The organism is Streptomyces marokkonensis (assembly GCF_039539045.1).
GTDB lineage: Bacteria > Actinomycetota > Actinomycetes > Streptomycetales > Streptomycetaceae > Streptomyces > Streptomyces marokkonensis.
Map to the genome: position 1 here is coordinate 2,277 of NZ_BAABCQ010000123.1, position 22,230 is coordinate 24,506.

General features: G+C 73.0%; 21 protein-coding genes. 7 read left to right on the forward strand and 14 right to left on the reverse strand.

From position 1 onward, the window contains the following. Nucleotides 1-169 precede the first annotated feature (169 nt). Both ABEA26_RS25520 and ABEA26_RS25525 read right to left on the reverse strand, forming a co-directional pair. Nucleotides 170-2,428 carry a heavy metal translocating P-type ATPase gene (locus tag ABEA26_RS25520; protein ID WP_345595684.1) on the reverse strand — a complete coding sequence of 753 codons (2,259 nt, stop codon included), beginning with the start codon at nucleotides 2,426-2,428 and terminating at the stop codon, nucleotides 170-172. 107 nt (nucleotides 2,429-2,535) lie between these two features. After that, complete coding sequence (locus ABEA26_RS25525; protein WP_345595685.1) at nucleotides 2,536-2,781, reverse strand: heavy-metal-associated domain-containing protein; 246 nt, start codon at nucleotides 2,779-2,781, stop codon at nucleotides 2,536-2,538. 193 nt (nucleotides 2,782-2,974) lie between these two features. Between ABEA26_RS25525 and ABEA26_RS25530 the strand changes: the two genes are divergently transcribed. Further along, the gene (locus ABEA26_RS25530; RefSeq protein WP_345595686.1) at nucleotides 2,975-3,952 is read left to right on the forward strand and encodes a hypothetical protein; all 978 of its coding nucleotides are present in this window, start codon (nucleotides 2,975-2,977) and stop codon (nucleotides 3,950-3,952) included. Between the two features lie 104 nt (nucleotides 3,953-4,056). On the opposite strand, the gene ABEA26_RS25535 is transcribed toward ABEA26_RS25530, so the two are convergent. Continuing rightward, complete coding sequence (locus ABEA26_RS25535) at nucleotides 4,057-4,836, reverse strand: DeoR/GlpR family DNA-binding transcription regulator (protein ID WP_345595687.1); 780 nt, start codon at nucleotides 4,834-4,836, stop codon at nucleotides 4,057-4,059. 152 nt (nucleotides 4,837-4,988) lie between these two features. Here ABEA26_RS25535 and ABEA26_RS25540 point away from each other — a divergent pair, with 152 nt between their 5' ends. Next, the gene (locus ABEA26_RS25540; protein WP_345595688.1) at nucleotides 4,989-5,870 is read left to right on the forward strand and encodes an SIS domain-containing protein; all 882 of its coding nucleotides are present in this window, start codon (nucleotides 4,989-4,991) and stop codon (nucleotides 5,868-5,870) included. A 172-nt stretch (nucleotides 5,871-6,042) separates the two neighbouring features. Beyond that, nucleotides 6,043-6,903, forward strand: a complete 861-nt coding sequence (locus ABEA26_RS25545) for a class II fructose-bisphosphate aldolase (RefSeq protein ID WP_345595689.1) — start codon at nucleotides 6,043-6,045, stop codon at nucleotides 6,901-6,903. Here the strand turns inward: ABEA26_RS25545 and ABEA26_RS25550 are convergent. After that, nucleotides 6,893-8,026, reverse strand: a complete 1,134-nt coding sequence (locus ABEA26_RS25550) for a methyltransferase (protein ID WP_345595700.1) — start codon at nucleotides 8,024-8,026, stop codon at nucleotides 6,893-6,895. The genes ABEA26_RS25545 and ABEA26_RS25550 overlap by 11 nt on opposite strands. A 98-nt stretch (nucleotides 8,027-8,124) precedes the next feature. Here ABEA26_RS25550 and ABEA26_RS25555 point away from each other — a divergent pair, with 98 nt between their 5' ends. After that, nucleotides 8,125-8,817: an alpha-ketoglutarate-dependent dioxygenase AlkB family protein gene (locus tag ABEA26_RS25555; RefSeq protein ID WP_345595701.1), complete on the forward strand. Its 693-nt coding sequence runs from the start codon at nucleotides 8,125-8,127 to the stop codon at nucleotides 8,815-8,817. Continuing rightward, nucleotides 8,814-10,052 (forward strand): ROK family protein, encoded by a 1,239-nt coding sequence (locus ABEA26_RS25560; protein ID WP_345595690.1) that lies wholly within the window; start codon nucleotides 8,814-8,816, stop codon nucleotides 10,050-10,052. Before ABEA26_RS25555 ends, ABEA26_RS25560 begins: the two co-directional genes overlap by 4 nt. A 33-nt stretch (nucleotides 10,053-10,085) precedes the next feature. Here the strand turns inward: ABEA26_RS25560 and ABEA26_RS25565 are convergent, their stop codons facing one another. The 3 genes from ABEA26_RS25565 to ABEA26_RS25575 form a co-directional block, all read right to left on the reverse strand. Then, on the reverse strand, nucleotides 10,086-10,484 hold the full coding sequence (locus ABEA26_RS25565; protein ID WP_345595691.1) for a VOC family protein: 399 nt from the start codon (nucleotides 10,482-10,484) through the stop codon (nucleotides 10,086-10,088). A 224-nt stretch (nucleotides 10,485-10,708) separates the two neighbouring features. Then, the gene (locus ABEA26_RS25570) at nucleotides 10,709-11,257 is read right to left on the reverse strand and encodes an ATP-binding protein (RefSeq protein WP_345595692.1); all 549 of its coding nucleotides are present in this window, start codon (nucleotides 11,255-11,257) and stop codon (nucleotides 10,709-10,711) included. Between the two features lie 184 nt (nucleotides 11,258-11,441). Further along, nucleotides 11,442-11,765: a hypothetical protein gene (locus tag ABEA26_RS25575; RefSeq protein WP_345595693.1), complete on the reverse strand. Its 324-nt coding sequence runs from the start codon at nucleotides 11,763-11,765 to the stop codon at nucleotides 11,442-11,444. Between the two features lie 342 nt (nucleotides 11,766-12,107). Here ABEA26_RS25575 and cds1 point away from each other — a divergent pair, with 342 nt between their 5' ends. After that, entirely contained in the window at nucleotides 12,108-13,232 is a 1,125-nt protein-coding gene (gene cds1 / locus ABEA26_RS25580; RefSeq protein WP_345595694.1) for an L-cysteine desulfhydrase Cds1, read from the forward strand. Between the two features lie 75 nt (nucleotides 13,233-13,307). On the opposite strand, the gene ABEA26_RS25585 is transcribed toward cds1, so the two are convergent. Next, nucleotides 13,308-13,781, reverse strand: a complete 474-nt coding sequence (locus ABEA26_RS25585; RefSeq protein WP_345595695.1) for an SRPBCC family protein — start codon at nucleotides 13,779-13,781, stop codon at nucleotides 13,308-13,310. Nucleotides 13,782-13,899: 118 nt separating this feature from the next. Next, a complete protein-coding gene (locus ABEA26_RS25590) occupies nucleotides 13,900-14,721 on the reverse strand; it encodes a DeoR/GlpR family DNA-binding transcription regulator (protein ID WP_345595696.1) in 822 nt (273 codons plus the stop codon). Nucleotides 14,722-14,997: 276 nt separating this feature from the next. Between ABEA26_RS25590 and ABEA26_RS25595 the strand changes: the two genes are divergently transcribed. Then, complete coding sequence (locus ABEA26_RS25595; protein ID WP_425587898.1) at nucleotides 14,998-17,457, forward strand: hypothetical protein; 2,460 nt, start codon at nucleotides 14,998-15,000, stop codon at nucleotides 17,455-17,457. A 52-nt stretch (nucleotides 17,458-17,509) separates the two neighbouring features. Here the strand turns inward: ABEA26_RS25595 and ABEA26_RS25600 are convergent, their stop codons facing one another. From ABEA26_RS25600 to ABEA26_RS25615, 5 genes are all read right to left on the reverse strand, one after another. Beyond that, nucleotides 17,510-19,948 carry a right-handed parallel beta-helix repeat-containing protein gene (locus ABEA26_RS25600; protein WP_345595697.1) on the reverse strand — a complete coding sequence of 813 codons (2,439 nt, stop codon included), beginning with the start codon at nucleotides 19,946-19,948 and terminating at the stop codon, nucleotides 17,510-17,512. A 108-nt stretch (nucleotides 19,949-20,056) separates the two neighbouring features. Then, the gene (locus ABEA26_RS25605) at nucleotides 20,057-20,530 is read right to left on the reverse strand and encodes an Rv1733c family protein (RefSeq protein WP_425587899.1); all 474 of its coding nucleotides are present in this window, start codon (nucleotides 20,528-20,530) and stop codon (nucleotides 20,057-20,059) included. Nucleotides 20,531-20,537: 7 nt separating this feature from the next. Next, nucleotides 20,538-20,660, reverse strand: a complete 123-nt coding sequence (locus ABEA26_RS36420; RefSeq protein ID WP_425587900.1) for a hypothetical protein — start codon at nucleotides 20,658-20,660, stop codon at nucleotides 20,538-20,540. Between the two features lie 267 nt (nucleotides 20,661-20,927). Further along, on the reverse strand, nucleotides 20,928-21,755 hold the full coding sequence (locus ABEA26_RS25610) for an MOSC domain-containing protein (protein WP_345595698.1): 828 nt from the start codon (nucleotides 21,753-21,755) through the stop codon (nucleotides 20,928-20,930). Nucleotides 21,756-21,797: 42 nt separating this feature from the next. Next, nucleotides 21,798-22,230: DUF6643 family protein (locus ABEA26_RS25615; RefSeq protein WP_345595699.1), on the reverse strand; the 433-nt coding region annotated here is incomplete at its 5' end.

Here is a 22,230-nt window from a genome sequence, read left to right on the forward strand (position 1 = left end):
ACAGAACGACATGGCTACGATCCGACTTGATGGGGTCGGCCGACGGCTCACGGGGTGCGGTGTCGGGTCACGGGGTGCGGTGTCGGGTCACGGGGTGTCGGGTCATGGCGTGTGGTGTCGGCTCACCGGGGGGTGGTTGGCGGCTCACCGGAGGTGGTGGCGGGTCGGCTCACGCGGTCCTGAAGCGGCGCAGGCGGAGGCTGTTGCCGACGACGAAGACGGAGGAGAAGGCCATGGCGGCTCCGGCGATCATGGGGTTGAGGAGTCCGGCGGCGGCGAGCGGGAGGGCGGCGATGTTGTAGGCGAAGGCCCAGAAGAGGTTGGACTTGATGGTGCCGAGTGTCTTGCGGGCCAGGCGGATGGCGTCGGCGGCGGCGCGCAGGTCACCGCGGACGAGGGTGAGGTCGCCGGCTTCGATGGCGGCGTCGGTGCCGGTGCCCATGGCCAGCCCGAGGTCGGCCTGGGCGAGGGCAGCGGCGTCGTTGACTCCGTCGCCGACCATGGCGACCGAGCGGCCCTCGCTCTGCAGGCGCTTGACGACGTCGACCTTGTCCTGGGGCATGACCTCGGCGATGACGTGCTCGGCGTCGATGCCGACCTCCGCGGCCACCGCCTCGGCGACGGCCCGGTTGTCGCCGGTCAGCAGGATCGGGGTCAGGCCCAGGGCGCGCAGCCGGGTGATGGCTTCGGCGCTGGTGTCCTTGACGGCGTCGGCGACCTCCAGGACTGCCCTGGCCTCACCGTCCCAGGCCACGGCGATCGCTGTGCGGCCCGCCGCCTCGGCTTCGGCCTTGGCCCGCGCCAGTCCGACGGGCAGCTCCATGGCCCACTCGGCGAGGAGCTTCTCCCGGCCCACCAGGACGGCGTGACCGTCGACGACGCCCTGCACACCGAGCCCCGCAACGTTGGCGAAGTCCTCGGGAACGGGCAGGGTGCCCACGCGGTCGGCCGCCCCGGCGGCCACGGCGCGGGCGATCGGGTGCTCGGAGGAGTGCTCCAGCGCGCCCGCGAGGCGGAGCACGTCACGCTCCTCGGTGCCGTCGGCGGTGTGGACGGCGAGCAGGGTCATGCGGCCGGTGGTGACGGTGCCGGTCTTGTCCAGAACGATGGTGTCGACCTTGCGGGTGGACTCCAGGACCTCGGGACCCTTGATGAGGATGCCGAGCTGGGCGCCGCGCCCGGTGCCGACCATCAGCGCGGTCGGCGTGGCCAGGCCCAGCGCGCAGGGGCAGGCGATGATCAGTACGGCGACGGCGGCGGTGAACGCGGCGGTCAGTCCGGCACCGTTGCCGATCCAGAAGCCGAGGGTGGCCAGGGCCAGGGCGATGACGACGGGCACGAAGACACCGGAGATGCGGTCGGCGAGCCGCTGGGCGGCGGCCTTGCCGTTCTGCGCGTCCTCCACGAGTTTCGCCATCCGCGCGAGCTGGGTGTCGGCGCCGACCCGGGCGGTTTCGACGACCAGCCGGCCGCCCGCGTTCACGGTCGCGCCGGTGACCGCGTCGCCCACGCCGACCTCGACCGGCACGGACTCACCGGTGAGCATCGACGCGTCGACCGCCGAGGTGCCCTCGACGACCGTGCCGTCGGTCGCGATCTTCTCGCCGGGACGGACGAGGAAACGGTCGCCCACCGCCAGCTCGGCGACCGGGATCTGCTCCTCGGCGCCGCCCCGCAGGACTGTCACATCCTTGGCGCCCAGCTCCAGCAGGGCCTTCAGCGCCGCTCCCGCCTTCCGCTTGGAGCGGGCCTCGAAGTAGCGGCCGGCCAGGATGAACGCGGTCACCCCGGCGGCGGCCTCCAGGTAGATGTTCCCGGCGCCGTCGCTGCGGGCGATGGTCAGCTCGAAGGGGTGGGTCATGCCGGGCGTACCGGCGGTGCCGAAGAACAACGCCCACAGCGACCACAGGAACGCCGCCGACGTGCCCACCGAGATCAGCGTGTCCATGGTGGCGGCGCCGTGCCGGGCGTTGGTGAAGGCGGCCCGGTGGAAGGGCCAGGCGGCGTATGTCACCACGGGCGCCGCCAGAGTCAGAGACAGCCACTGCCAGTACTCGAACTGCAACGCCGGCACCATCGCCATCGCGATGACCGGCACGGCCAGCACCACGGCCGTGACCAGTCGCTCCCGCAGCGGCCGCAGCTCGTCGGCGGCTTCGGCGCTCTCCGTCCCGGACTCGGCCTCGATGCGCACCGGCTCCGGTTCACGGGCGGTGTAGCCGGTCGCCTCGACCGTGGCGATCAGCTCCGGGACGGACACGTCACCGGCGTAGTGGACCTTGGCCTTTTCCGTCGAGTAGTTGACGGTGGCGGTGACCCCGTCCATCCGGTTGAGCTTCTTCTCGATCCGGGCGGCGCACGAGGCACAGGTCATGCCGCCGATGGCGAGTTCTACCGCGGCCGGTGCGTTGGTCGTACTGGTGGTCATGACTACTCCTGATGCGGGGTCGTCGGCCGGGGCCCGGTGCGCGGGCTTCGGCGGTGTGGCGGGGGAGTGGGGATCGGTCGGACGCGGTCGGGTCGGACGCAGCCGGGTCAGACGCGGCCGGTCAGCTCGTAGCCGGCCTCGTCGACGACCTCGGCGATCGCGGCGTCGTCCGGTTCGGCGGTTCCGGTGACGGTGACGCGGCCGGTGTCCACCTGGACGTCGACACCGGTGACACCGTCCACCTCACCGATCACCCGGGTGAGCGTCGCCCTGCAGTGACCGCAGCTCATCCCGGACACGGCGTAGGTGGCGGTGAAGGGCGGGGTGACGGAGGTGGTGGCGGTCGAGGTCATGGCATTCTCCGGAGTCTCTTGACGTCGATGTCGATACGGGGGTGGGGTATCTCTGTCGATTTCATGTATACCCCTGGGGGGTAGCGAACGCAACCCTCTCTCGCACCTCTTGACGAAGTACCCCCCGGGGGTATGGTGACGTGCATGAAAGGTCTCCGTGCGAGTCGGAGGCCCAGGCTCCAAGGAGACGATCATGCGCACCGGACTGAGGATCACCGCGTTCACCGCCGCAATCGCAGCCACCTTCGGCACCGCCTACGGCGTCGGCAAGGGAGTGGATCCGGTGGTCGCGGAGAGCGCGCCCGCACCCCACGACGAGCACAGCGGGCCGTCACCGCGACCGGAGGAGGCCGTGGACGGCGGCGGCCGCGGTGGGCACGAGGCCACTGGGCCCGGCGGACTGCGGATCTCCGAGGACGGCTACACCCTCGACCTCGCCACCTCTCGGGTCACCGCCGGTCAGCGCACCGAGCTGCGCTTCACCGTCCGCGACGACAGCGGCCAGGCCGTCACGGCGTACCAGCGCGAGCACGACAAGGAACTGCACCTCATCCTGGCCTCACGAGATCTGGCCACCTACCGCCACCTGCACCCCACCCGTGCCGCCGACGGCGCCTGGAGCGCCCCCGTCGACCTGCCCCGCGCGGGCGACTACCGGGTCTTCGCCGACTTCACCCCGGCCGAGAAGCGCGCGGAGAACCTCACCCTCGGCGCCGACCTCGCCGCCTCCGGCCGCTACGAGCCCGCTCCACTGCCGGCTTTGAACAGCACCGCCCGGACCGACGGCTACGAGGTCACACTCGCCGGTTCTCTGCGTCCCGGCGGGGCGAGCGAGCTGAAGCTGAAGGTCTCCCGCGACGGCGAGCCCGTCAACGACCTCCAGCCCTACCTGGGTGCCTACGGACATCTGGTCGCGCTGCGCTCCGGCGACCTCGCCTACCTCCACGTCCACCCGAACGGTGAGCCCGGAGACGGCACCACGAAGCCCGGCCCGGAGGTCTCCTTCACGGCCACCGCGCCCAGCGGCGGCGGCTACCGCCTCTTCCTGGACTTCCAGCACCGGGGTGAGGTCCACACCGCGGCGTTCACCGTACGGGCCGGTTCGGCACCCGGCACGGAGGAGCCCGCCCCGACCGCCACGACTGGGCACACCGACGATCACGGCCACTGACGGTCGGACGCACTGACGGTCGGATGCGCTGACGGTCGGATGCGCTGACGGTCGGGTCCAGTGACGGCCGGGCCTCCCGGCGGCCATGGCTGTCGGCCGACCAGTCAGGCCATGACGACCCGGACCCCGGCCTCCTCGAACTGCCGGACCAGCTCCGGGGCCGCCGCACTGTCCGTGACCAGCGTGTCCACCGACTCGGCCGCGCAGATCCGGGCGAACGCCCGTCGGCCCAGCTTGCTGGAGTCGGCGGCCACGACCACGCGCTCGGCACGCTCGCACAGCAGCCGGTTGATGGCCGCCTCCGCCTCGTCGTGGGCCGCGGCCCCGTGCGCGACGTCGAAGGCGACGACGCCCAGTACCGCGACGTCGAGGGTCACCTGCCCCAGCACCCCGTCCGCGAGCGGCCCGATCAGCTCGTACGACTGCGCCCGGGCGACCCCGCCAGTCACCACGATCTTGAACTGCGGCCGGACGGCCAGCTCGTTCGCGATGTTGAGTGCGTTGGTGACCACGGTCAGCGCGGGAGTGCCGGCGGCCAGGTCGGCGCGCACGGCAAGGGCGCGTGCCACCTCTGTGGTGGTCGTGCCTCCCGTCAGTCCGACCGCCTCACCGGGCGCCAGCAGGGCGGCGACCGCCTGTGCGACGCGCTGCTTCTCCGAGGCGCGGCGGGCTGTCTTGTAGCGCAGCGGCAGTTCGTACGACACCCCGTGCACGACGGCGCCACCGCGTGTGCGCACCAGCATCTGCTGCTCGGCGAGCCGGTCGAAGTCGCGGCGGATCGTCGCGGCCGAGACCTCCAGCTCGGTCGCCGCCTCCTCGACGTCCAGCCGGCCACGCTCGACGAGCAGCTCCAGCAGCGCCTTCCAGCGGGCGTCGCGCGACATCCGCGTCTCCGTTCCTCGATCTCCCGCCGACCCTAGCGCACCTCACTCTTCTCGCCGATCTGCTTGATTGTGCTCGAAAACTCGCTATATCTTGCAGGAATAATCAGACCGAGCCCGGATGGTCATGGGGCAGTGATCGGGGAGTGTGCGGCATGACGTATGTCGAGGACGAGCTCAACAGCCAGCCCGAGTGCTGGACACGCGCCGCCGCCCGGGCGGCACGGCACACGGCGGTGCTGCCCGCGCCGGGGGAGCGGGTGGCGATCGTCGGCTGCGGCACCTCGTACTTCATGGCCCAGTCCGCGGCGGCGCTGCGGGAGGGCGCGGGCCAGGGCGAGACGGACGCCTTCGCCGCCTCGGAATTCCCACGCGGTCGCGCGTACGACCGTGTCGTCGCCCTCACCCGTTCCGGGACCACCACCGAAGTACTGGAACTGCTCAGGGAGCTGAGGGGGCGCACCCGTACCGTCGCGCTCACCGCGGACCCGGACACGCCCGTGATGACCGCCTCGGACGACGTGGTGGTCCTCGACTTCGCGGACGAACGTTCGGTCGTGCAGACCCGGTTCGCGACCACCGCCCTCACCCTGCTCCGCGCCCACCTGGGGCTGCACACCGACGCGGTCGTCGCCGACGCACGCACCGCACTCGCGGCAGAGCTGCCCGAAGGGCTCGTCGAGCGCACCCAGTTCACCTTCCTCGGCCAGGGCTGGACCGTCGGCCTCGCCAACGAGGCCGGCCTGAAGATGCGAGAAGCCTCCCTGTCCTGGACCGAGGCCTACCCGGCCATGGAGTACCGACACGGCCCCATCAGTATCAGCACCGCCACAACGGCGACCTGGATGTTCGGCGAGGCACCCGAGGGGCTGGTCGGTCAGGTTCGCGACACCGGCGCGCTGTGGGTGCCCGGGGAGCTCGACCCGCTCGCCGAACTGGTCCGCGCCCAGCGCCTCGCGGTCGCCGTCGCAGCCGCCCGCGGCCTGAACCCGGACCGGCCCCGCCATCTCACCCGCTCGGTGATCCTCGCCCCTTGACGCCCGCCTCACCGCACCTGCCCCTTGACGCCCGCCTCACCGCACCTGCCCCTTGACGCCCGCCTCACGGCACCTGCCTCCTGGCGCCCGCCTCAGCGGACCCGCCCCAGACGTCAGCCCCACGATCACCTGCCCCGACACCCGCGCTCCGACTCCCGGGAAGGGAGAGACCGTGCCCCTCGCCACCACCGGCGACCTGGTCGGCCGCGCCGTGGCCGCGCGCTCCGCCGTCGCCGCCTTCAACATCGTCACCCTGGAGCACATCGAGGCCGTCGTCGCCGGCGCCGAGTCCGTGCACACGCCCGTCGTCCTCCAGGTCAGCGAGAACGCGGTGAAGTACCGCTACGGTCGCCTGCTGCCCCTGGCCCGCGCGGCCGTCGCCGCGGCGGAGGGCGCTGCCGTACCCGTCGCCCTGCACCTCGACCACGTCCAGAGCGTCGGCCTGCTGCGCCAGGCCCCGGACGCCGGATTCAGCTCCGTGATGTACGACGCCTCCCGGCTGCCGTACGTGGAGAACCTCGCCGCGACCCGGGCCGCCGCCGACTGGGCACATGCCCGGGGACTGTGGATCGAGGCCGAGTTGGGGGAGGTCGGTGGCAAGAACGGCGCACCGCCGCTCGACGCCCACGTGCCCGGAGCCCGCACCGACCCCGCCGAGGCGCGCGCCTTCGTCGCCGACTCCGGCGTGGACGCCCTGGCCGTCGCGGTCGGCAGCTCCCACGCCATGACCACGCGCACCGCCGCCCTCGACCACGACCTGCTCAAGGAAGTCTCGGGTGTACTGGACGTGCCGCTCGTGCTGCACGGTTCCTCCGGAGTCCCGGACGGCGAACTCGCCGCGGCCGTCGCGGGTGGCATCTCCAAGGTCAACGTCGGCACCGCGCTCAACCTCGCCATGACCGGCGCGATCAGGGAGTTCCTGGCCGCCCGCCCCGAGGCGGTCGACTCGCGCGGCTACCTCACCGCGGGAAGGGAAGCCATGGCGCGGACGGTGGCGGCGATCATCCAGGTGGTCGCCCGCACTACTTCCTGACGGCCATCAGCACCACGAACTTCCGGTCCCCCGCCACCAGGTGACTGTTGCCGAACAGGCGCCGCAGCTTGACGTGGTAGCCCAGGTGCCGGTTGCCGACCACCCACAGCTCACCGCCGGGGCGCAGCACACGCCGCGCTCCGGTGAACATCCGCCACGCCGTTGCGTCGGTCGTCGCCTGATGCGAGTGGAACGGCGGGTTGTTGAGCACCAGGTCGACGCTGCCGTCCGGCACCCCGGTCAGCCCGTCACCGACCCGGAACTCCGCCTGCCCCGCCGCCCCGTTCGCCTCGTACGTCGCCCGGGCCGAGGCGACGGCCTGGAAGGACTCGTCGGTGAACAGCACGTCGGCCGCGGGGTCGGCCAGCGCCACCGCCGTACCGACCACACCGTTGCCGCAGCCGAGGTCCACCACCCGCCGGGACCCGACGGCGTCCGGCAGGTGCTGGAGGAAGAAACGGGTGCCGATGTCGAGCCGGTCGGCGCAGAACACACCGGCGTGGTTGACGACGGTCCGGCCGGAGAGCGGCCCGACGTCGTCGGGGAGCCGGTAGGTGAGCGGCCAGGGGGTGGCGGGCCGCTTCAGTGAGAGGTCGGGCGTGGCGAAGACGAGCCGGGCCTTCTTCTCGGCCAGTGAGGTCCGGGTCGGCCCGACGATCCGCTCGAACAGCCTGAGCGTCGAGGTGTGGATCTCCTTGACCATCCCGGTGCCGACGACGACCGTGCCCTCGTGCAGCGCGGGCGCCAGCCGCAACAGCTGGTCCTCCAGCAGCGCCAGGCTCTTCGGCACCCGCACCAGCAGCACGTCGACGCGGTCCGGTGGTGGGTCCTGCGTGGTGAGCAGGCGCACGGAGTCCGGCTCGACGCCGCTCCGCTCCAGGTTCGCGCGGGTCGCCTCCCGTGCGAGGTGGGAGTCGGTGATCTGCACCGGCCGGTGCGCCGCCAGCGCCGTCACCAGCGCACCCCAGCGGTCGCCGACGACCACGACCGTGCCGGACAGCGGGACCTCCTGGTCCGCGAGGTGCCCGAGGAGATACTCGTCGGAGGCGTCCCAGGCACGGAGCCGGTCGTGCGGATCCTCGGGGAAGCGGGCCAGCACATGCTCGCCCCAGGGCGTCGTCATACGGTCGCTGCGGTCGTTCATCGTGCGTCCAGGCTAGCCGAGCCCCAGCTCGGGCCGTGCCGGGCGGAGCGAAGGAGGGCCCGGGCAGGATGGACGGCATGGACGCCGAGCTGTTCCCCAGGACCCGTGCCGAGGCCGCGCCCGGCGCCGTCCACGTACCGGACTGGCTGGACCCGGAACGGCAGCGCGAGATGCTGCACGCCTGCCGGGAGTGGGCCCGGCCACCGGCCGGACTGCGCACGGTCCGCACCCCCGGCGGCGGCACGATGACCGCCCGGCAGGTGTGCCTCGGGTGGCACTGGTACCCGTACGCCTACGCCCCCACCGTCGTCGACGGTGACGGCACCTCCGTGAAGCCCTTCCCGGACTGGCTCGGCGACCTGGCCGGCCGGGCGGTGAGCGACGCGCTCGGCGCCGACGCGGTGGCACAGGAGCCGTACGACATCGCGCTGATCAACTTCTACGACTCCGACGCCGGCATGGGCATGCACCGTGACGCCGACGAGAAGTCCGACGCGCCCGTGGTGTCCCTCAGCCTCGGCGACACCTGCGTCTTCCGCTTCGGTAATCCCGCGACCCGGGCCCGCCCCTACACCGACGTCGAGCTGCGCAGCGGCGACCTGTTCGTCTTCGGCGGGCCGTCCCGGCTCGCGTACCACGGGGTGCCCCGGGTGCACCCGGGCACCGCGCCGCCCGAGTTGGGGCTCACCGGGCGGCTGAACATCACGCTCCGGGTCAGCGGCATCCGGGCTCCCCACCCCTCGCGGATCATGGGAGACTCCCCCTCATGAGCGGCAAGGCGGACCCCCGGACGGCGGGGGAAGGGACCACCTCGAGGGCGCGGCTGGACCGGGGGCGCGGCGCGCTCGGACCCGCGTTGGAGCTCGTGCACACCGGACGCGCTCCCACCCGGGCCGTCCTCACCGCCGAACTCGGCGTGACCCGGGCCACGGCCGGCGCGGTCGCCGCCGAACTGGAGGCGCTCGGCCTGATCCGGGTCGACGCCCGTCCTGCCGCGGCGGCCGGTTCCCAGGGCCGCCCCTCGCACCGCCTCGCGGTCGCCGAGGACGGGCCCGTCGCCCTCGCCGCCCAGGTTCACGCCGACGGGTTCCGGGCCGCCCTGGTGGGTCTCGGCGGCCGGATCGTCGCCACCGCGCCCGGCCGCGAGGTCGTCGACGCCGATCCTGCGAAGGTGCTCGGCTCCGTCGTCGAGGCGGGCGCGGAACTCCTGAGGGAGACCGGGCGCCGCTGCGTCGGCGCGGGACTCGCCGTACCGTCCGCCGTGGCGGAACCGGACGGCCTCGCCCTGAATCCGCTCCACCTGGCCTGGCCGGCCGGTGCGCCCGTGCGCCGGATCTTCGCCGAGCAGGTGCGCGCCGCCGGGATCGCCGGCCCCGCGTTCGCCGCGAACGACGTCAACCTCGCCGCGCTCGCCGAACACCGGCACGGGGCCGGGCGCGGAGCCCGCGACCTGCTCTGCGTGGCCACCGGGCACCGCGGGGTCGGCGGCGCGCTGGTCCTCGACGGCCGCCTGCACACAGGCAGTTCGGGCCTCGCTCTGGAGGTCGGTCACCTCACCGTCAACCCCGAGGGCCGCCCCTGCTACTGCGGGGGCCACGGCTGCCTGGACGTGGAGACCGACCCGCTGGCGTTCCTCACGGCGGCAGGCCGCGAGCCCGGCCCCGAGGTGTCGCTGCTCCAGCGGTCCAAGGACCTGATCCGTGACGAGTACGCCGACCCGGCCGTCCGCACCGCCACCGAGATCCTCATCGACCGTCTCGGCCTGGGCCTCGCCGGGCTGGTGAACATCCTCAACCCGGACCGCATCATCCTCGGCGGACTCCACAGGGAACTCCTCGACGCCGACCCCGGGCGTCTGCGCGCGGTCGTCGCAGGCCGAAGCCTGTGGGGTCAGAGCGGCGGCGTACCCATCCTGCCGTGCGGCCTGGACCACAACAGCCTGGTCGGCGCGGCCGAACTGGCCTGGCAGCCGGTGCTGGACGATCCGCTGGGCGCGCTGGCGTAGCGGTCCGTGTCCGGCCGGGTCGGCGCCGTCGGCTCAGCCGGCCGGCCGGTCGCCGCCGCTCGGGGCGTGACTGAGGTCGACGACGCAGAAGATGTTGCCGTCCGGGTCGGCGAGGACGACGAAGTCGGGGTCGGGCGGGTACAGGTCCCAGTCGACGGTCCGCGCGCCGAGACCGGTCAGCCGCCGTACCTCCGCCCGCTGTTCCTCCGCCGTGTCCGTGAACAGGTCCAGGTGGAGACGGGGCCGCGACTCCGCCGGTGACTCGCTGCGCAGCAGGCCGAGGGCCCGCCCGGAACCGTCGGCGTGATCGAGCGTCCGCCACGTATCGCTCGCCCACTCCTCGGTGGCGACCAGATCCAGCGCAGCCGTCCAGAACGCCACCGCGCGGGGCACGTCCGTGACGCCGATGACAGGGATACCGAGTCTCAGCATGGAACGAGCCTAGCCAGACCGGCCGGGGAGCCGGAGCGGCGCACCGTCGGCCCCTCCGCCTCCCGGCGGCGGCGGCGGGGGCACCCTCCGCCGCCCGACCCGCCCACGGAGCGGCGGTGGCCTGGAACGCGCCCGCACGGTCCGTGGCGGCGAGCGGTTACCGCACGGTCCGTGGCGGCGAGCGGTTACCGCACGGTCCGTGGCGGCGAACGGTCACCGCCCGGTCAGCCGGCAGCGGCCGACCGGGCGGGAGCGGGTTGGGGTCTGCCCAGGTCCGCCGCGCGTTCGACCTCCGCGAACGAGGCGGCCGACACCTCGCCGACCAGGCGCCGCGGTGGGCGCGCGGCGACGGGCGACGCGGCGGGCGGCGCCACGGAGACGGCCGTCGGGAGCGTGAACCAGACGACCTTGCCGGACTCGCCGTCCGGCCGGACACCCCAGCTCTCGCTCATCGCGGCCACCATGGAGAGCCCGCGCCCGCAGGTCGCGAGCGGCTCGGCGTCGTCCACCACGGGCAGACGCGGATCACGGTCGCGCACGGAGACGGTGAGCCGGTCCAGGATCAGCTCTATCTCCACGGTGCACGTCTTGTCGGGCCGGGCATGCAGGTGGACGTTGGTCAACAACTCCGTCACGCCGAGCGCGGCCCGGTCGATCAGGGGATCCATATGCCAGTAGCGCAATTGCGCAGATACGATTCTGCGGACCTGGCCGATCCGCGACGGCAGGGCTTGGAGCTCCACCGTGCAGTGTCTGCTTGGGTGACTGATCACGGCTGCGACTCCCCGGCATAGAGGTCCGGAAGAACACGGAGTTCGGATCCAGCAGGGCGCACGCGGCGCATCGCCGCCTGCTGTCATGGCCGGCGGGCTGGTTCGCAGCGTTATCGCCGGTAAACCCAGAGTGACGTGAGACCAGCGTGGCGCAAGGGGTGAGGCACCGCAACTTACGGACATCTCAAACGCGGTGCCCGGCAGCCCTGCGCACCGCCTCGATGAAACGGCGGGCCGCGGGCGGACCCGGTTCGCCCGGCGCGGGGTCCCGCTCGCCCAGCGTCAGCAGGTACCGCTTGCCGTTGAGGTCGGCGAGGGCCCGGCCCTCGGGGGCGAACCAGGGACGGGAGGCGCGAACCGCCTGCACCGGCGCACTGTCGATCTCACTGCCGTAGCTGGTGAGCAACTCCACCCGGCCGCCGCTGATCCGGACCGTGCCGGCCCGGGTGAGTGAGCGCAGTCGCTTGCCTATCCGCACCCCCGTCGCCCTGAACTCCGGCTCCGCCATGCCGTCGCCCCCTCGTGCGCGTCGGTTGCCGGACCGTGCACATCGGTGCGCCCGGTTCCGGCTCGTTCCGTGCTCCAGTGTGCGCCCGCGGCGGGAACCCGGTCCCGCCCGCTGGCAGTCTGCCCGCACCGCGCGTCGAGCACCAGTACGCGCCGCTCCTTTCCGGCGGCGACCGGAGCACTCGCGCGAATGCGCCCCCACCGTGCCGGGGGCCGACCCCCAGGGGTGCCTTTGGGCCGCCCAAAGGTGTGTTTATGCAGGTGAGAAGCGTGTGGAACGTGCCTATGATCGAGGTGTCGGCCGCGCGACGCGCCGTCGGCGCGCAGCCTAAGGAGCCCCGTCGTGAGCACCCCTCAGCAGTCCCGCACCGGCGCCACCCTCGACGTCGATCACAGCGACACCGCCTACCGCGCATGGCTGAAAGAAGCCGTACGCAAGGTCCAGGCGGACGCCAACCGCTCGGCCGACACCCACCTGCTCCTCTTTCCGCTGCCCGAGCGATGGGGCATCGACCTGTATCTGAAGGACGAGTCGACCCACCCCACCGGCAGCCTCAAACACCGCCTCGCCCGCTCGCTGTTCCTCTACGGCCTGTGCAACGGCTGGATCCGGCCGGACCGCCCGGTGATCGAGGCGTCCAGCGGCTCGACGGCCGTCTCCGAGGCGTACTTCGCGAAGCTGATCGGCGTGCCCTTCATCGCCGTCATGCCGCGCACGACCAGCGCGGAGAAGATCCGCCTGATCGAGTTCCACGGCGGACGGTGCCACTTCGTGGACGACTCCCGCCGGATGTACGAGGAGTCCGCCCGCCTCGCGGCCGAGACCGGCGGCCACTACATGGACCAGTTCACCTACGCCGAGCGCGCCACGGACTGGCGCGGCAACAACAACATCGCGGAGTCGATCTTCCGGCAGCTGCGGCTGGAGAGGTTCCCCGAACCGGCGTGGATCGTCGCCACGGCCGGCACCGGCGGTACCTCGGCGACCCTCGCGCGCTATGTGCACTACATGCAGCACGACACCCGCGTCTGCGTGGCCGACCCGGAGAACTCCTGTTTCTTCGAGGGCTGGACCACCGGCGATCCGGACGTCGCCTGCGACCGCGGCTCACGGATCGAGGGCATCGGCAGGCCTCGTATGGAACCGAGCTTCGTGCCCGGCGCGATCGACCGCATGATGAAGGTGCCGGACGCGGCGAGCGTGGCGGCCGTCCGGGCCCTGGAACAGGCCATCGGCCGCAAGGCGGGCGGCTCCACGGGTACCGGGCTGTGGAGCGCGCTGAAGATCGTCGCCGAGATGGTGGCCGAGGGACGCCGGGGCAGCGTGGTGACGCTGCTGTGCGATCCGGGGGACCGGTACCTCGACAAGTACTACTCGGACGCCTGGCTCGCCGGACAGGGCCTCGACATCGGCCCGTACACGGCGGCGATCGAGTCCCTGCTGCACACGGGCGCCTGGCCCGGCTGACCGGGGACGACGTGGCGCGGGCCGTGCCCGGGTCAGTACGCCTCCAGGTGCGCTGTCCGGGGACGTCGGTGACATCTAGGGGCGGGTGAGCCGCCTGTCCAGCGACGTGACCGCGTCCCGGAAGGCCCGCTCCAGACCCGGTCGCGCGCGGTTCAGCACGAAGCGGAACGGCGCCGTACCGTCGACGGCGAACGTCCACCGCACGCGTGTGCCGGCTCCGGCGGGCGCCAGCCGCCACTCCTCGGCCATGGCCCGGGCGCCGGGCACGTTGGTGGCGTCCACGCGATAGGCGTACACCTCGGGCCGCTCGGCCGCCAGCACCGTCTCCACGAAGCGCGTACCGCCCTTGAGTCGGATCTCCCGCCCCGCTCCCTCACCTGTGGGCCGGGCGAACGTCACCGCTGAGAACCAGGTGGTCCAGCCCGGAACGTCCTCGGCGAGCGCCCGGAAGACCGGACCCGGAGCGGCGGAGAGCTCCCGGGCGAAGACCAGACGTACCGGCGCCGTCTCGACGAAGTCGAGACCCACCGGACGCAGACGGAGCGCCATGCAGAGAACCCCCTTGGGCGAAACCACGCATGCGGACGGTCGGCCGGGAGACGTCACGATAGCGGGGGCCGCGCCGGGTGTCAGCGGGACCACGGGCGGGCACCGGCGTCCGCCGAGGTCAGGCGGTCGTCTCCGGCTCGCCCGCCACGATCAGTCCCAGGTGCTCCGCGATCTCCGTGCGGGCGTCCGCCGGTAGGTCCGCGTCCGTCACCAGCGTGTCCACCTGCTCCAGCGCCGCGAAGGAACTCAGGCCCACGACACCCCACTTGGTGTGGTCGGCGACCACCACGACACGCCGCGCCGACTGCACCAGCCGCCGGTTGGTCTCGGCCTCCGCGAGGTTCGGGGTCGACAGGCCGGCCTCGGCCGATATCCCGTGCACGCCGAGGAACAGCACGTCGAAGTGGAGTGTGGCGATCGCCTGGTCGGCGACCGGACCCACCAGGGAGTCGGAGGGAGTGCGCACACCACCCGTGAGTACCACCGTCGCCGCGCCCTGCCGCGCGCCCGAGGTGCGCTGCGCGACGTGGAACACGTCGGCGACCCGCACTGAGTTGGTGACCACCGTCAGATCGGGCACGTCCAGCAGTCGGTGCGCCAGCGCGTACGTGGTCGTTCCACCCGACAGGGCGATCGCGGCGCCCGGCGCGACCAGGTGCGCCGCGGCCCGCGCGATGTCCTCCTTGGCGGTCGGTTCAAGGCCCGACTTCGCCTCGAACCCGGGCTCGTGCGTACTCGCCTCGACCACCGGGACCGCGCCACCGTGCACCTTCTCCAGCACGCCCTGCCGGGCCAGCGCGTCGAGGTCGCGGCGGACCGTCATGTCCGACACACCGAGCTTGCGGGTCAGCTCGTTGACCCGGACTCCGCCCCGGCGGCGCACCTCGTCCAGAATCAGGGCGCGCCGCTGCTCCGCGAGGAGGTTCGGATTCTCACTCACGTACGCTTCGGTCCTTTCGCCGCAAAACCGCCCGACACGCCGACGCACCCGCTCTGATGAGGACTGCTCCCCACTCCTGTGCGCGGACGTCCCATCCTCGCACGCCACGCCCCGGGTCGTGCCATCGCCTGTCGGTCGCGCACATGCCACTCCACTCCCCCTCCGGCGACACCTGGAACACGGTTCGGGGAGATTCCGTGCCGAGGGGTGTGCGCCGCCCGCTCAGCGGAGATCCTTGTGCCCGCACGGACAGAGCCGACTGCGTGTCACGGGGGGATGCGGAGCGTGGAACAGGAACACGAGCAGTCATGGGCCGGGACGGGCGCGCAGGGCGCCACCGGACCGCGCGACGGGAGAGACGAGGCGAACGGGAAAAACAGGGTGAACGGAGAAGACGGGCCAGACGGGACAGGCGGAGAAGAGGGGAGGACCGGCACCGCCCTGGAGCTATTGGTGCACGGAGTGGGTGGCACGACACCCGCCGAGATGCTGGACGACCCGCGGACGGTGCGGGTCACCGGCGACCACATCGCGGCCGTCTTCCGGCGCACCGAGGACGCCGACGCCGAGTCCCGGCCGAAGGACTACCGGGGACGTCCGGTGCCCGAGGCCTACGTCTGGTGCAACCTCACCTCCGGCAACGGCACCCGCGCCCTGTGGCTGCTGCTTCTGCCCTTCATGGTGGTCAATCTCGCCCACTGGATGCGGCCCACCGCCCACGGCCGGACCCGGACGGTCCGCCTGTACGGGCTGCTGGTGCGGCTCGCGGGCCTGACCCTGACGGTGCTGCTGGTCGCCGCGGCCTGCGAGGTCGCCCTCGACCTCGTGGCGTGGCAGTGCGCGGGTACACGGGTGTGTGCCGAGCGGCATTCCTGGCTGGGCTTCCTGTCGCCGGACATGTCGGACGGCGGCTGGTGGAGCACGCCCGGCCGCAGGCTCGCCCTCGCGGCCGTGGTACCCGCCGCGCTCACCGGCCTGCTGTGGTACCTGTCGCTGCGCACCTGGCGGGCGTACGAGTCCCAGCCGCCGACGGACCGCGAGCCCGGCCCCGAGGAGGGCCCCGGCCACACCGCCCTGGGCCGGCCCGGGTTCTGGTACGGGCGCCGCCTGGTGGCCCGGTTGCGCGCCGCGCACACCGCCGCGGCCCTGCTGACGGTCGCCGCGGCGGTCGGCGCACCGGCGGCCCGTTTCGACCGCCGGGCGGGGGGACCCGCGCTGCTCGACACGCTGGGCTGGGTCCTGGAGGCGGCACTGGCCGCCGGGGCGGTCGCCGTGGTCGCGGTGGTCTGCCGCCGGGGCCGCAGCGAGAACCGTCTCGACCGGGAACTCGACGAGCACGTCGTACGGCCCCTGCCGCTCGCGGCCCTCGCCCTCCTCGTTCTCGCTCTGCTGTACGGAGGCTGGGCCCGCCCGGAGTGGACGTCGGCCGGGCGGTTGCCGGGGGACATGACGTTCGGCGGCATCACCCTGGTCCAGGGACTGCTGGTCCTCGCCCTCGCCGTGGTCGCCCACGTCATCCACCGCAGCCTCCCCGACGCCCGCGTCGCGATGCGCGGCCTCGGCGGCCCCGCCGTCGCCATGCTGGCCTGCGCCCTGGGCGGCGTGATGTCCGGCGGCGTCTGCCAGCGGGTGTCGGACTGGCTGGACGGCACCGGCACCTCCATCGACGGCCCACCCGTCCTGCTGACCTGGCACGCGTCCGTCATCCCGCCGCTGCTCGTCGTCGTACTCCTGCTGTGCGCCGCGCTCGCCCGGCACACCTGGCGTCTCGCCCGCGTCGAACGGGACGCCGTGGAGGGTGACCACCCCGGGGAGGCCGGCGACCCGGGACGCACCCGGCGCATCGCGCTCACCCGCGCCCTGGCCACCCTCACCGACCGGGCGCCCCTCCTCGTCGCCCTCACCTCCGCCGCCACCCTGCTGCTCGGTGCCGGAGCCCTGGTGGGCGCCCTGGCGACCGGCCGGGTGCCGGGCGAGGCCGCGCGCGGAACGTACGCCGTCGTGCACGGCGCCGCGCAGACCGCGCAGGCGCTGGGCTCCTGGCTCATCGGCCTCGGCTTCATACTGTTCGTCACCTGGGGAAGGCGCGCCTACAAGGACCCCTCCGCGCGGCGCACCATCGGCATCCTGTGGGACGTCGGCACCTTCTGGCCGCGCGCCGCCCACCCCTTCGCACCGCCCTGCTACGCCGAGCGCGCGGTGCCCGACCTGACCTGGCGGATGGCGACCTGGACCCGGGCCACCGGCGGTCGGCTGGTCATCTCCGGGCACTCGCAGGGCAGCGTCCTCGCCGCCTCCGCGGCCTGGCAACTGGAGCCGTCCGCCCGCAAGCGGGTCGCCCTGCTCACGTACGGCTCACCGCTGGAGCGGCTGTACGGCCGCTGGTTCCCGGCCCACTTCGGACCGGCGGCGCTCGGCTCGCTGCACGAGGAGGTCGACTGCTGGCGCAACCTGTACCGGCGTACCGATCCCATCGGCGGCCCGATGCGGCTGCCCGGCGACTCGGGCCCGGCGGTCGACCGCGGACCTCTCAAGGACCCGCTCACCTATGGCCGCACCGAACTCCACCCGCTGCCCGCGCCCATCCTGGGCCACTCCGACTACCAGGCCGACCCGGCCTTCGCCGAGGAACGGCAGCGCCTGCTGGCCAGGCTGCGCCCGGACGTACCGGCGCCACGCCACACCGGCCGGCCGGCGCCCGTCCCCCCGGCGGACGGCGGATCCGGGGACTGCTGAGGCGCTCGGTGCCAACCCGCCGGAGCTCCCACCGCGGCCCCGGCGGGCCCTACTACGGCAGCTCCGGCAGATCCTCGGCGTAGAGCAGGGTCAGGTCGTCCGTGCTGGGGTCGGCCACCTGGGCGACCCGGCTCGCGTGCCGCTCCACCATCGCTTCGAACGTCTGGCGGGCGGTACGGCCGTTGCCGAAGGCCGGGCCCTTCGGGATCGCCGTGAAGTACTGCGTCAGTGCCTCGGCCGCGCCCGGCGCCAGCCGGTACTCGTGCTCGTCGGCCTGCTGCTCCACGATCCTCAGCAGCTCCTCGGGCCCGTAGTCACCGAAGGTGATGGTCCGTGAGAACCGGGACGCCACCCCGGGATTGACCGACAGGAAACGCTCCATCTCCGCCGTGTACCCCGCGACGATCACCACGACCGCGTCCCGCTGGTCCTCCATCAGCTTCACCAGCGTGTCGATGGCCTCCTTGCCGAAGTCCCGGCCCGCGTCCTCGGGGGACAGCGCGTACGCCTCGTCGATGAACAGCACGCCGCCGTGAGCCCGCTGGAACGCCTCCTGGGTGCGGATCGCCGTGGAGCCGATGTGCTCGCCGACCAGGTCGACCCGCGACACCTCGACGAGGTGCCCCTTGTCCAGTACGCCGAGCGAGGCGAGTATCTCGCCGTACAACCGGGCGACCGTGGTCTTTCCGGTGCCCGGGGAGCCGGTGAAGACCAGGTGGCGTTTGACCGACGCGGCCTTCAGTCCCGCCTGCCGCCGGCGCCGGCCCACCTCGATCATGTCGGTCAGGGCCCGCACCTCGCGCTTGACGCTGTCCAGGCCCACCAGCGCGTCCAGTTCACCGAGGACGGCCTTCGAGGTCCGGGTCGGTTCCGGCGGACCGGCGCCCGCTATCAGGGGCTCCTGTTCGGTGCTGCGCTGCCCGGGGATGGAGCCCAGCAGGCCGGGGGAGTGGCTCACCGTCTGTACGACCGGTTCCGGCGCGGCGGGCGGAGTCAGGCCGCCGCTCTCGTCGCTGGTGCAGTCCTCGACGAGCGGACCGGAGTCGTACGCCGTGTCCGGTCCGCCGTCCGCGAACTCGTACCCGCCCCGCGCACACCGCTCCGTACGACACTTGCGCAGCGTCGTACGGCAGCCGTCGATCACGTGGAAGCCGTAGCCGGTGCTGCCGGTCACGCGGCAGTCCAGGAAGCTGCCGCGGCCTCCGGCCGACACGTAGACCCCCGCCTCCGAGGGGGAGTCGACCGTGCAGCGCTCGATGGTGGGGTCGGCGCCCTTGGTGACGATCACGCCGGTGCGGTTGCCGTCCAGGGTGCAGTTGTTCAGGGTGCCGCCGCTGCCGTGGTCGCGGAACCACGCGCCCGTGGCGGCGTCCCGGATGCGGCAGTCGTCGAGCTGCGCGGTGGCGCCGTCGCTCACCGACACGGCCGTGTTGCGCACCTGGGAGAGGTCACTGTCGACGACGTCCGCGCGCGATCCGCGGTCCAGGACGAACAGCGCGTCCGGCACGTCGTGCACCCGGCAGGAGTCGAGCACCGCGGTCGCGCCGTCACTGACCCAGACCGCCGGGTAGTCGCCCGTGCTGTCGAAGATCTCGCACTGGTTGGCGTCCACCCGCGTGCCCGGGTCCCACACCGACAGGCCGTTGCGCCCGAACTGCCGCACGGTGGTGCGGGTCAGGGTGAGGACGGAGCGGGAACGCAGGTCGACCGCGTTCTCCGGGATCTCGTGGATACGGCAGTCGGCGAGCGTGAGCACCGCGTCCGTGTCGAGCGTGACGCCGTCACCGGTGGTGCGGTGCACGTCGCAGTCGGTCATGTGGGCGGTGGCCCGGCCGGTGACCTGCACGCCGCTGCCCCGCACCTCGTAGACCTCGCAGCCCACGGCCTCCAGCGAGGAGCCCTCACCCGTCGCCGTCAGGCCGGACCCCGCGGCGTGGTGGATTCGGCAGCGCTCCAACCGGGGGTGCGCGCCGGAGCGCACCGCGACGCCCGCCTGACCGGCCGAGACCACCTCGCACTCCTCGAAGACGCCGCCCCCGCCGTCGAGGACGACGATGCCGACACCGGCAGGATTGTCGACGCTGCAACGCCGCACCGTCGGACGGGCACTGCCGCGCACCTCTATCCCGGACGCGGAACGCGTGACCACCCGCAGCCCCAGCAGTTCCGGCGTGCCCTCCTCGACGAGTACCGCGGGCGCAGCCGCGTCCTGGCCCTCCACGTGCAGGTCCTGGACCACCGCCGAGGCGCGCACGGTCAACGGGACGCCGTCGACGGGCGCGATCCGGACGGAACCCTGGGCGCCCTCGGACCCGCGCAGGGTCACTGCCCGGTGGACGACGAGGTTTTCCCGGTAGGTCCCGGGCGCGACGGTGAGGACGTCACCGTCGGCCGCGGCCTCCAGGGCGGCGGCGAGCGAAGCGTACTCACCTGTGCGGCGCCGCCACCGCGAGGTGCCGGTGTGCGTCACCTGGACCGTGCCCTGTGCCATGGCGTTGTCGTGCCCCCACCTCGTCGTACGCGGGTTGTCGCCGATTTCGTTCGGCCGGTCCACCGTAGCGTGCGCACAGGTGGTGAGTTGACCGGAGGCGGAAGCCCGTCAACTGTCCGCGCCGGTCCTGCCCCAGTCGGGGCCCGCCCGGCTCCATTCCCGCTCCAGGCGGGCGTAACGGTCGTGGACCATGCGCCACACGACGATCCGCCGTGCGGTCTCGACCAGCGCCGCGGCCGACATCGCGGCGCCGAACCCGGCGAGCACGGCGTGCGTCGTCGCGGTCGCGGAGTCCAGCGGGCGGGCCGACGTCCGGCCCTGCGCGTCCGTCCATATCGCGAACCGCTCCCCGGCGCGCGGATCGTCGATGCCCACCAGGACGGGGGCCTCGTGCCGCGAGCCGTCCGGTGCCGTCCAGGCGGCGAGGACACGGCTGCGCAGGTCCCCGGCGGACGCCCCCTCCGGGTCGATCGCCGGCCGTGAACGCTCCAGGGCGCCGATCACGGTGGCCGCCACCCGGTGCCGGGACTCGTGCTGTTCGCGCACCGACCGCTGCAGGGCGTCCTGGGTGGCGCCACCCACGAGCGCGCTACCAGCGGCGCCACGACAGGATCAGCAACAGACCGGCCAGGGCCACCCGCGCCTCGGTCAGGTCGGTCGTGCGGCACAGCGGATTGTGCCGCCAGCGCCAGAGACCCGCGATCGTCCGCACACGTCCACCCCCATCCCGCTCCGTACCGCCCCCGGTCGAGCCGTTCACGCGTGGGTCGGCCAGGGAGCGCGCGCCGTCTCCTTGCGGTGGCCTCCCGGGCCGATTCTCATGAACGTCTCATATAGCCCAACGCGCGGGCCCGGAACCGGGTTCCCGCCCACCGGCCGCTACCCGTAACCGGCCCTGGAGCGGGAAACGGGCACGCAGAGGAGGAAAGCGGGCTCGTGGAGGAGCGAATCGGGCTCGTGGAGGAGAGAAGAACGACCGTCACTCGACGACCCGCACCGTGTCGTCGACCCGGATCGTGCCGCGGCCGACGGGGACCAGGTTCTGCCCGAAGACCAGTTTGCCGTCGATGCGGCGGTGCTGACCGAGGCTGTGCAGGGGCTCCCGGCCTCGCCACGCGGTGCCCTGGTCGGTGGTCGTCACGACGCATCGCCCGCACGGCTTGACGACCCGGAAGGAGACCTCGCCGACGGCGACGCGGGACCAGCCGTCCTCGGCCCACGGCTCGGTGCCGGAGACGACCACGTTCGGCCGGAAGCGGTTCATGGGCAGCGGACCCTCGTCCGCGTGCTCGCCCTCGGCGACCAGGGAGTTGAGGGCGTCGAGGGAGGCCGTCGTCACGAGCAGCAGCGGAAAGCCGTCGGCGAAGGAGACGGTCTCGCCCGGCAGCGCGTACCGCGGGTCGGCAGGCCGGCGTGTGGCGGGGTCGTCCAGGTACACCAGCCGTACGTCCGTTCCGAGGAAGGCGCTGCACCAGGCGTGCGCGGCCGGGTCCTGGGCGGGGAGCACCTCGACCTTGTCGCGGAAGACCTGCGCCACGACGGTGCCCACCTCGCGCGGGACCGACACCGTCAGCGGCTCCCGGCCCGGCGCGGACAGCCGGACGCCGCCGCCGGGCAGAAGCTCGGCGGCGGCAAGGGCGAGGCGCGGCTGCCGTCGTTGCGTGACGACCTTTCCCCCGTCGTCGATCAGCATCCAGCGGCGGTCCCCGGCCAGCCCCCAGGGCTCCACGACGGCCTCCCGGAGCGACAGGCTCCGGGACGCCTTGACCGGATGGATGTGAATCGACTGCAGTCGCGCGTTCCCCATGAGGTCATCGTGCCAGGTGGCACCGACAACCCCGGGGCCGACTCAGTAGCCGCGGTACTGCTGCTGGTTGTACGGGTCCTGGTACGGCGCCGGGGCCGGCCGGGGGGTCGCGGGGCGCATCGCCTCGTACCCCGCGGGCCCGGGCGCGGCCGGGCGTGGCTGCTGTGGTTGCTGGGGACCCGGGTACCCGCGCGGCGCGGCCGCCTGGTGCGGGATGTACGCGGCCGGGGCCTGCTGCAGTGGGGCGGGCTGAGGTGCCTGCTGCGGGTAGCCGTAGGAGGGCTGGGACGGGCCCGCCGGGAGGGCGGGCAGAGCCGAGGGAAGCGCGGGCAGGTGACTGCCCGGCGCGTCGTACGCGGCGGGGACCCGGATCGGGGCGATCTGCGGGGTGCCCCGCTCGGCCACGAGCGAGTCGTAGATCGGAGTGTCCGGGAAGGAGGCGGAGTAATAGCCGCCGCCATAAGTGGAGCGGGGG

Coding starts and splice junctions, on each gene's coding strand:
- ABEA26_RS25575 (WP_345595693.1), bottom strand. CDS start 11,765: ATGGCGGAGCCGGAGTTCAGGGCGACGGGGGTGCGGATAGGCAAGCGA.
- ABEA26_RS25540 (WP_345595688.1), top strand. CDS start 4,989: ATGACGTATGTCGAGGACGAGCTCAACAGCCAGCCCGAGTGCTGGACA.
- ABEA26_RS25550 (WP_345595700.1), bottom strand. CDS start 8,026: ATGACGACGCCCTGGGGCGAGCATGTGCTGGCCCGCTTCCCCGAGGAT.
- ABEA26_RS25565 (WP_345595691.1), bottom strand. CDS start 10,484: ATGCTGAGACTCGGTATCCCTGTCATCGGCGTCACGGACGTGCCCCGC.
- ABEA26_RS25610 (WP_345595698.1), bottom strand. CDS start 21,755: ATGGGGAACGCGCGACTGCAGTCGATTCACATCCATCCGGTCAAGGCG.
- ABEA26_RS25595 (WP_425587898.1), top strand. CDS start 14,998: ATGCGGAGCGTGGAACAGGAACACGAGCAGTCATGGGCCGGGACGGGC.
- ABEA26_RS25560 (WP_345595690.1), top strand. CDS start 8,814: ATGAGCGGCAAGGCGGACCCCCGGACGGCGGGGGAAGGGACCACCTCG.
- ABEA26_RS25585 (WP_345595695.1), bottom strand. CDS start 13,781: ATGGCGCTCCGTCTGCGTCCGGTGGGTCTCGACTTCGTCGAGACGGCG.
- ABEA26_RS25600 (WP_345595697.1), bottom strand. CDS start 19,948: ATGGCACAGGGCACGGTCCAGGTGACGCACACCGGCACCTCGCGGTGG.
- ABEA26_RS25525 (WP_345595685.1), bottom strand. CDS start 2,781: ATGACCTCGACCGCCACCACCTCCGTCACCCCGCCCTTCACCGCCACC.
- ABEA26_RS25520 (WP_345595684.1), bottom strand. CDS start 2,428: ATGACCACCAGTACGACCAACGCACCGGCCGCGGTAGAACTCGCCATC.
- ABEA26_RS25530 (WP_345595686.1), top strand. CDS start 2,975: ATGCGCACCGGACTGAGGATCACCGCGTTCACCGCCGCAATCGCAGCC.
- ABEA26_RS25555 (WP_345595701.1), top strand. CDS start 8,125: ATGGACGCCGAGCTGTTCCCCAGGACCCGTGCCGAGGCCGCGCCCGGC.
- ABEA26_RS25535 (WP_345595687.1), bottom strand. CDS start 4,836: ATGTCGCGCGACGCCCGCTGGAAGGCGCTGCTGGAGCTGCTCGTCGAG.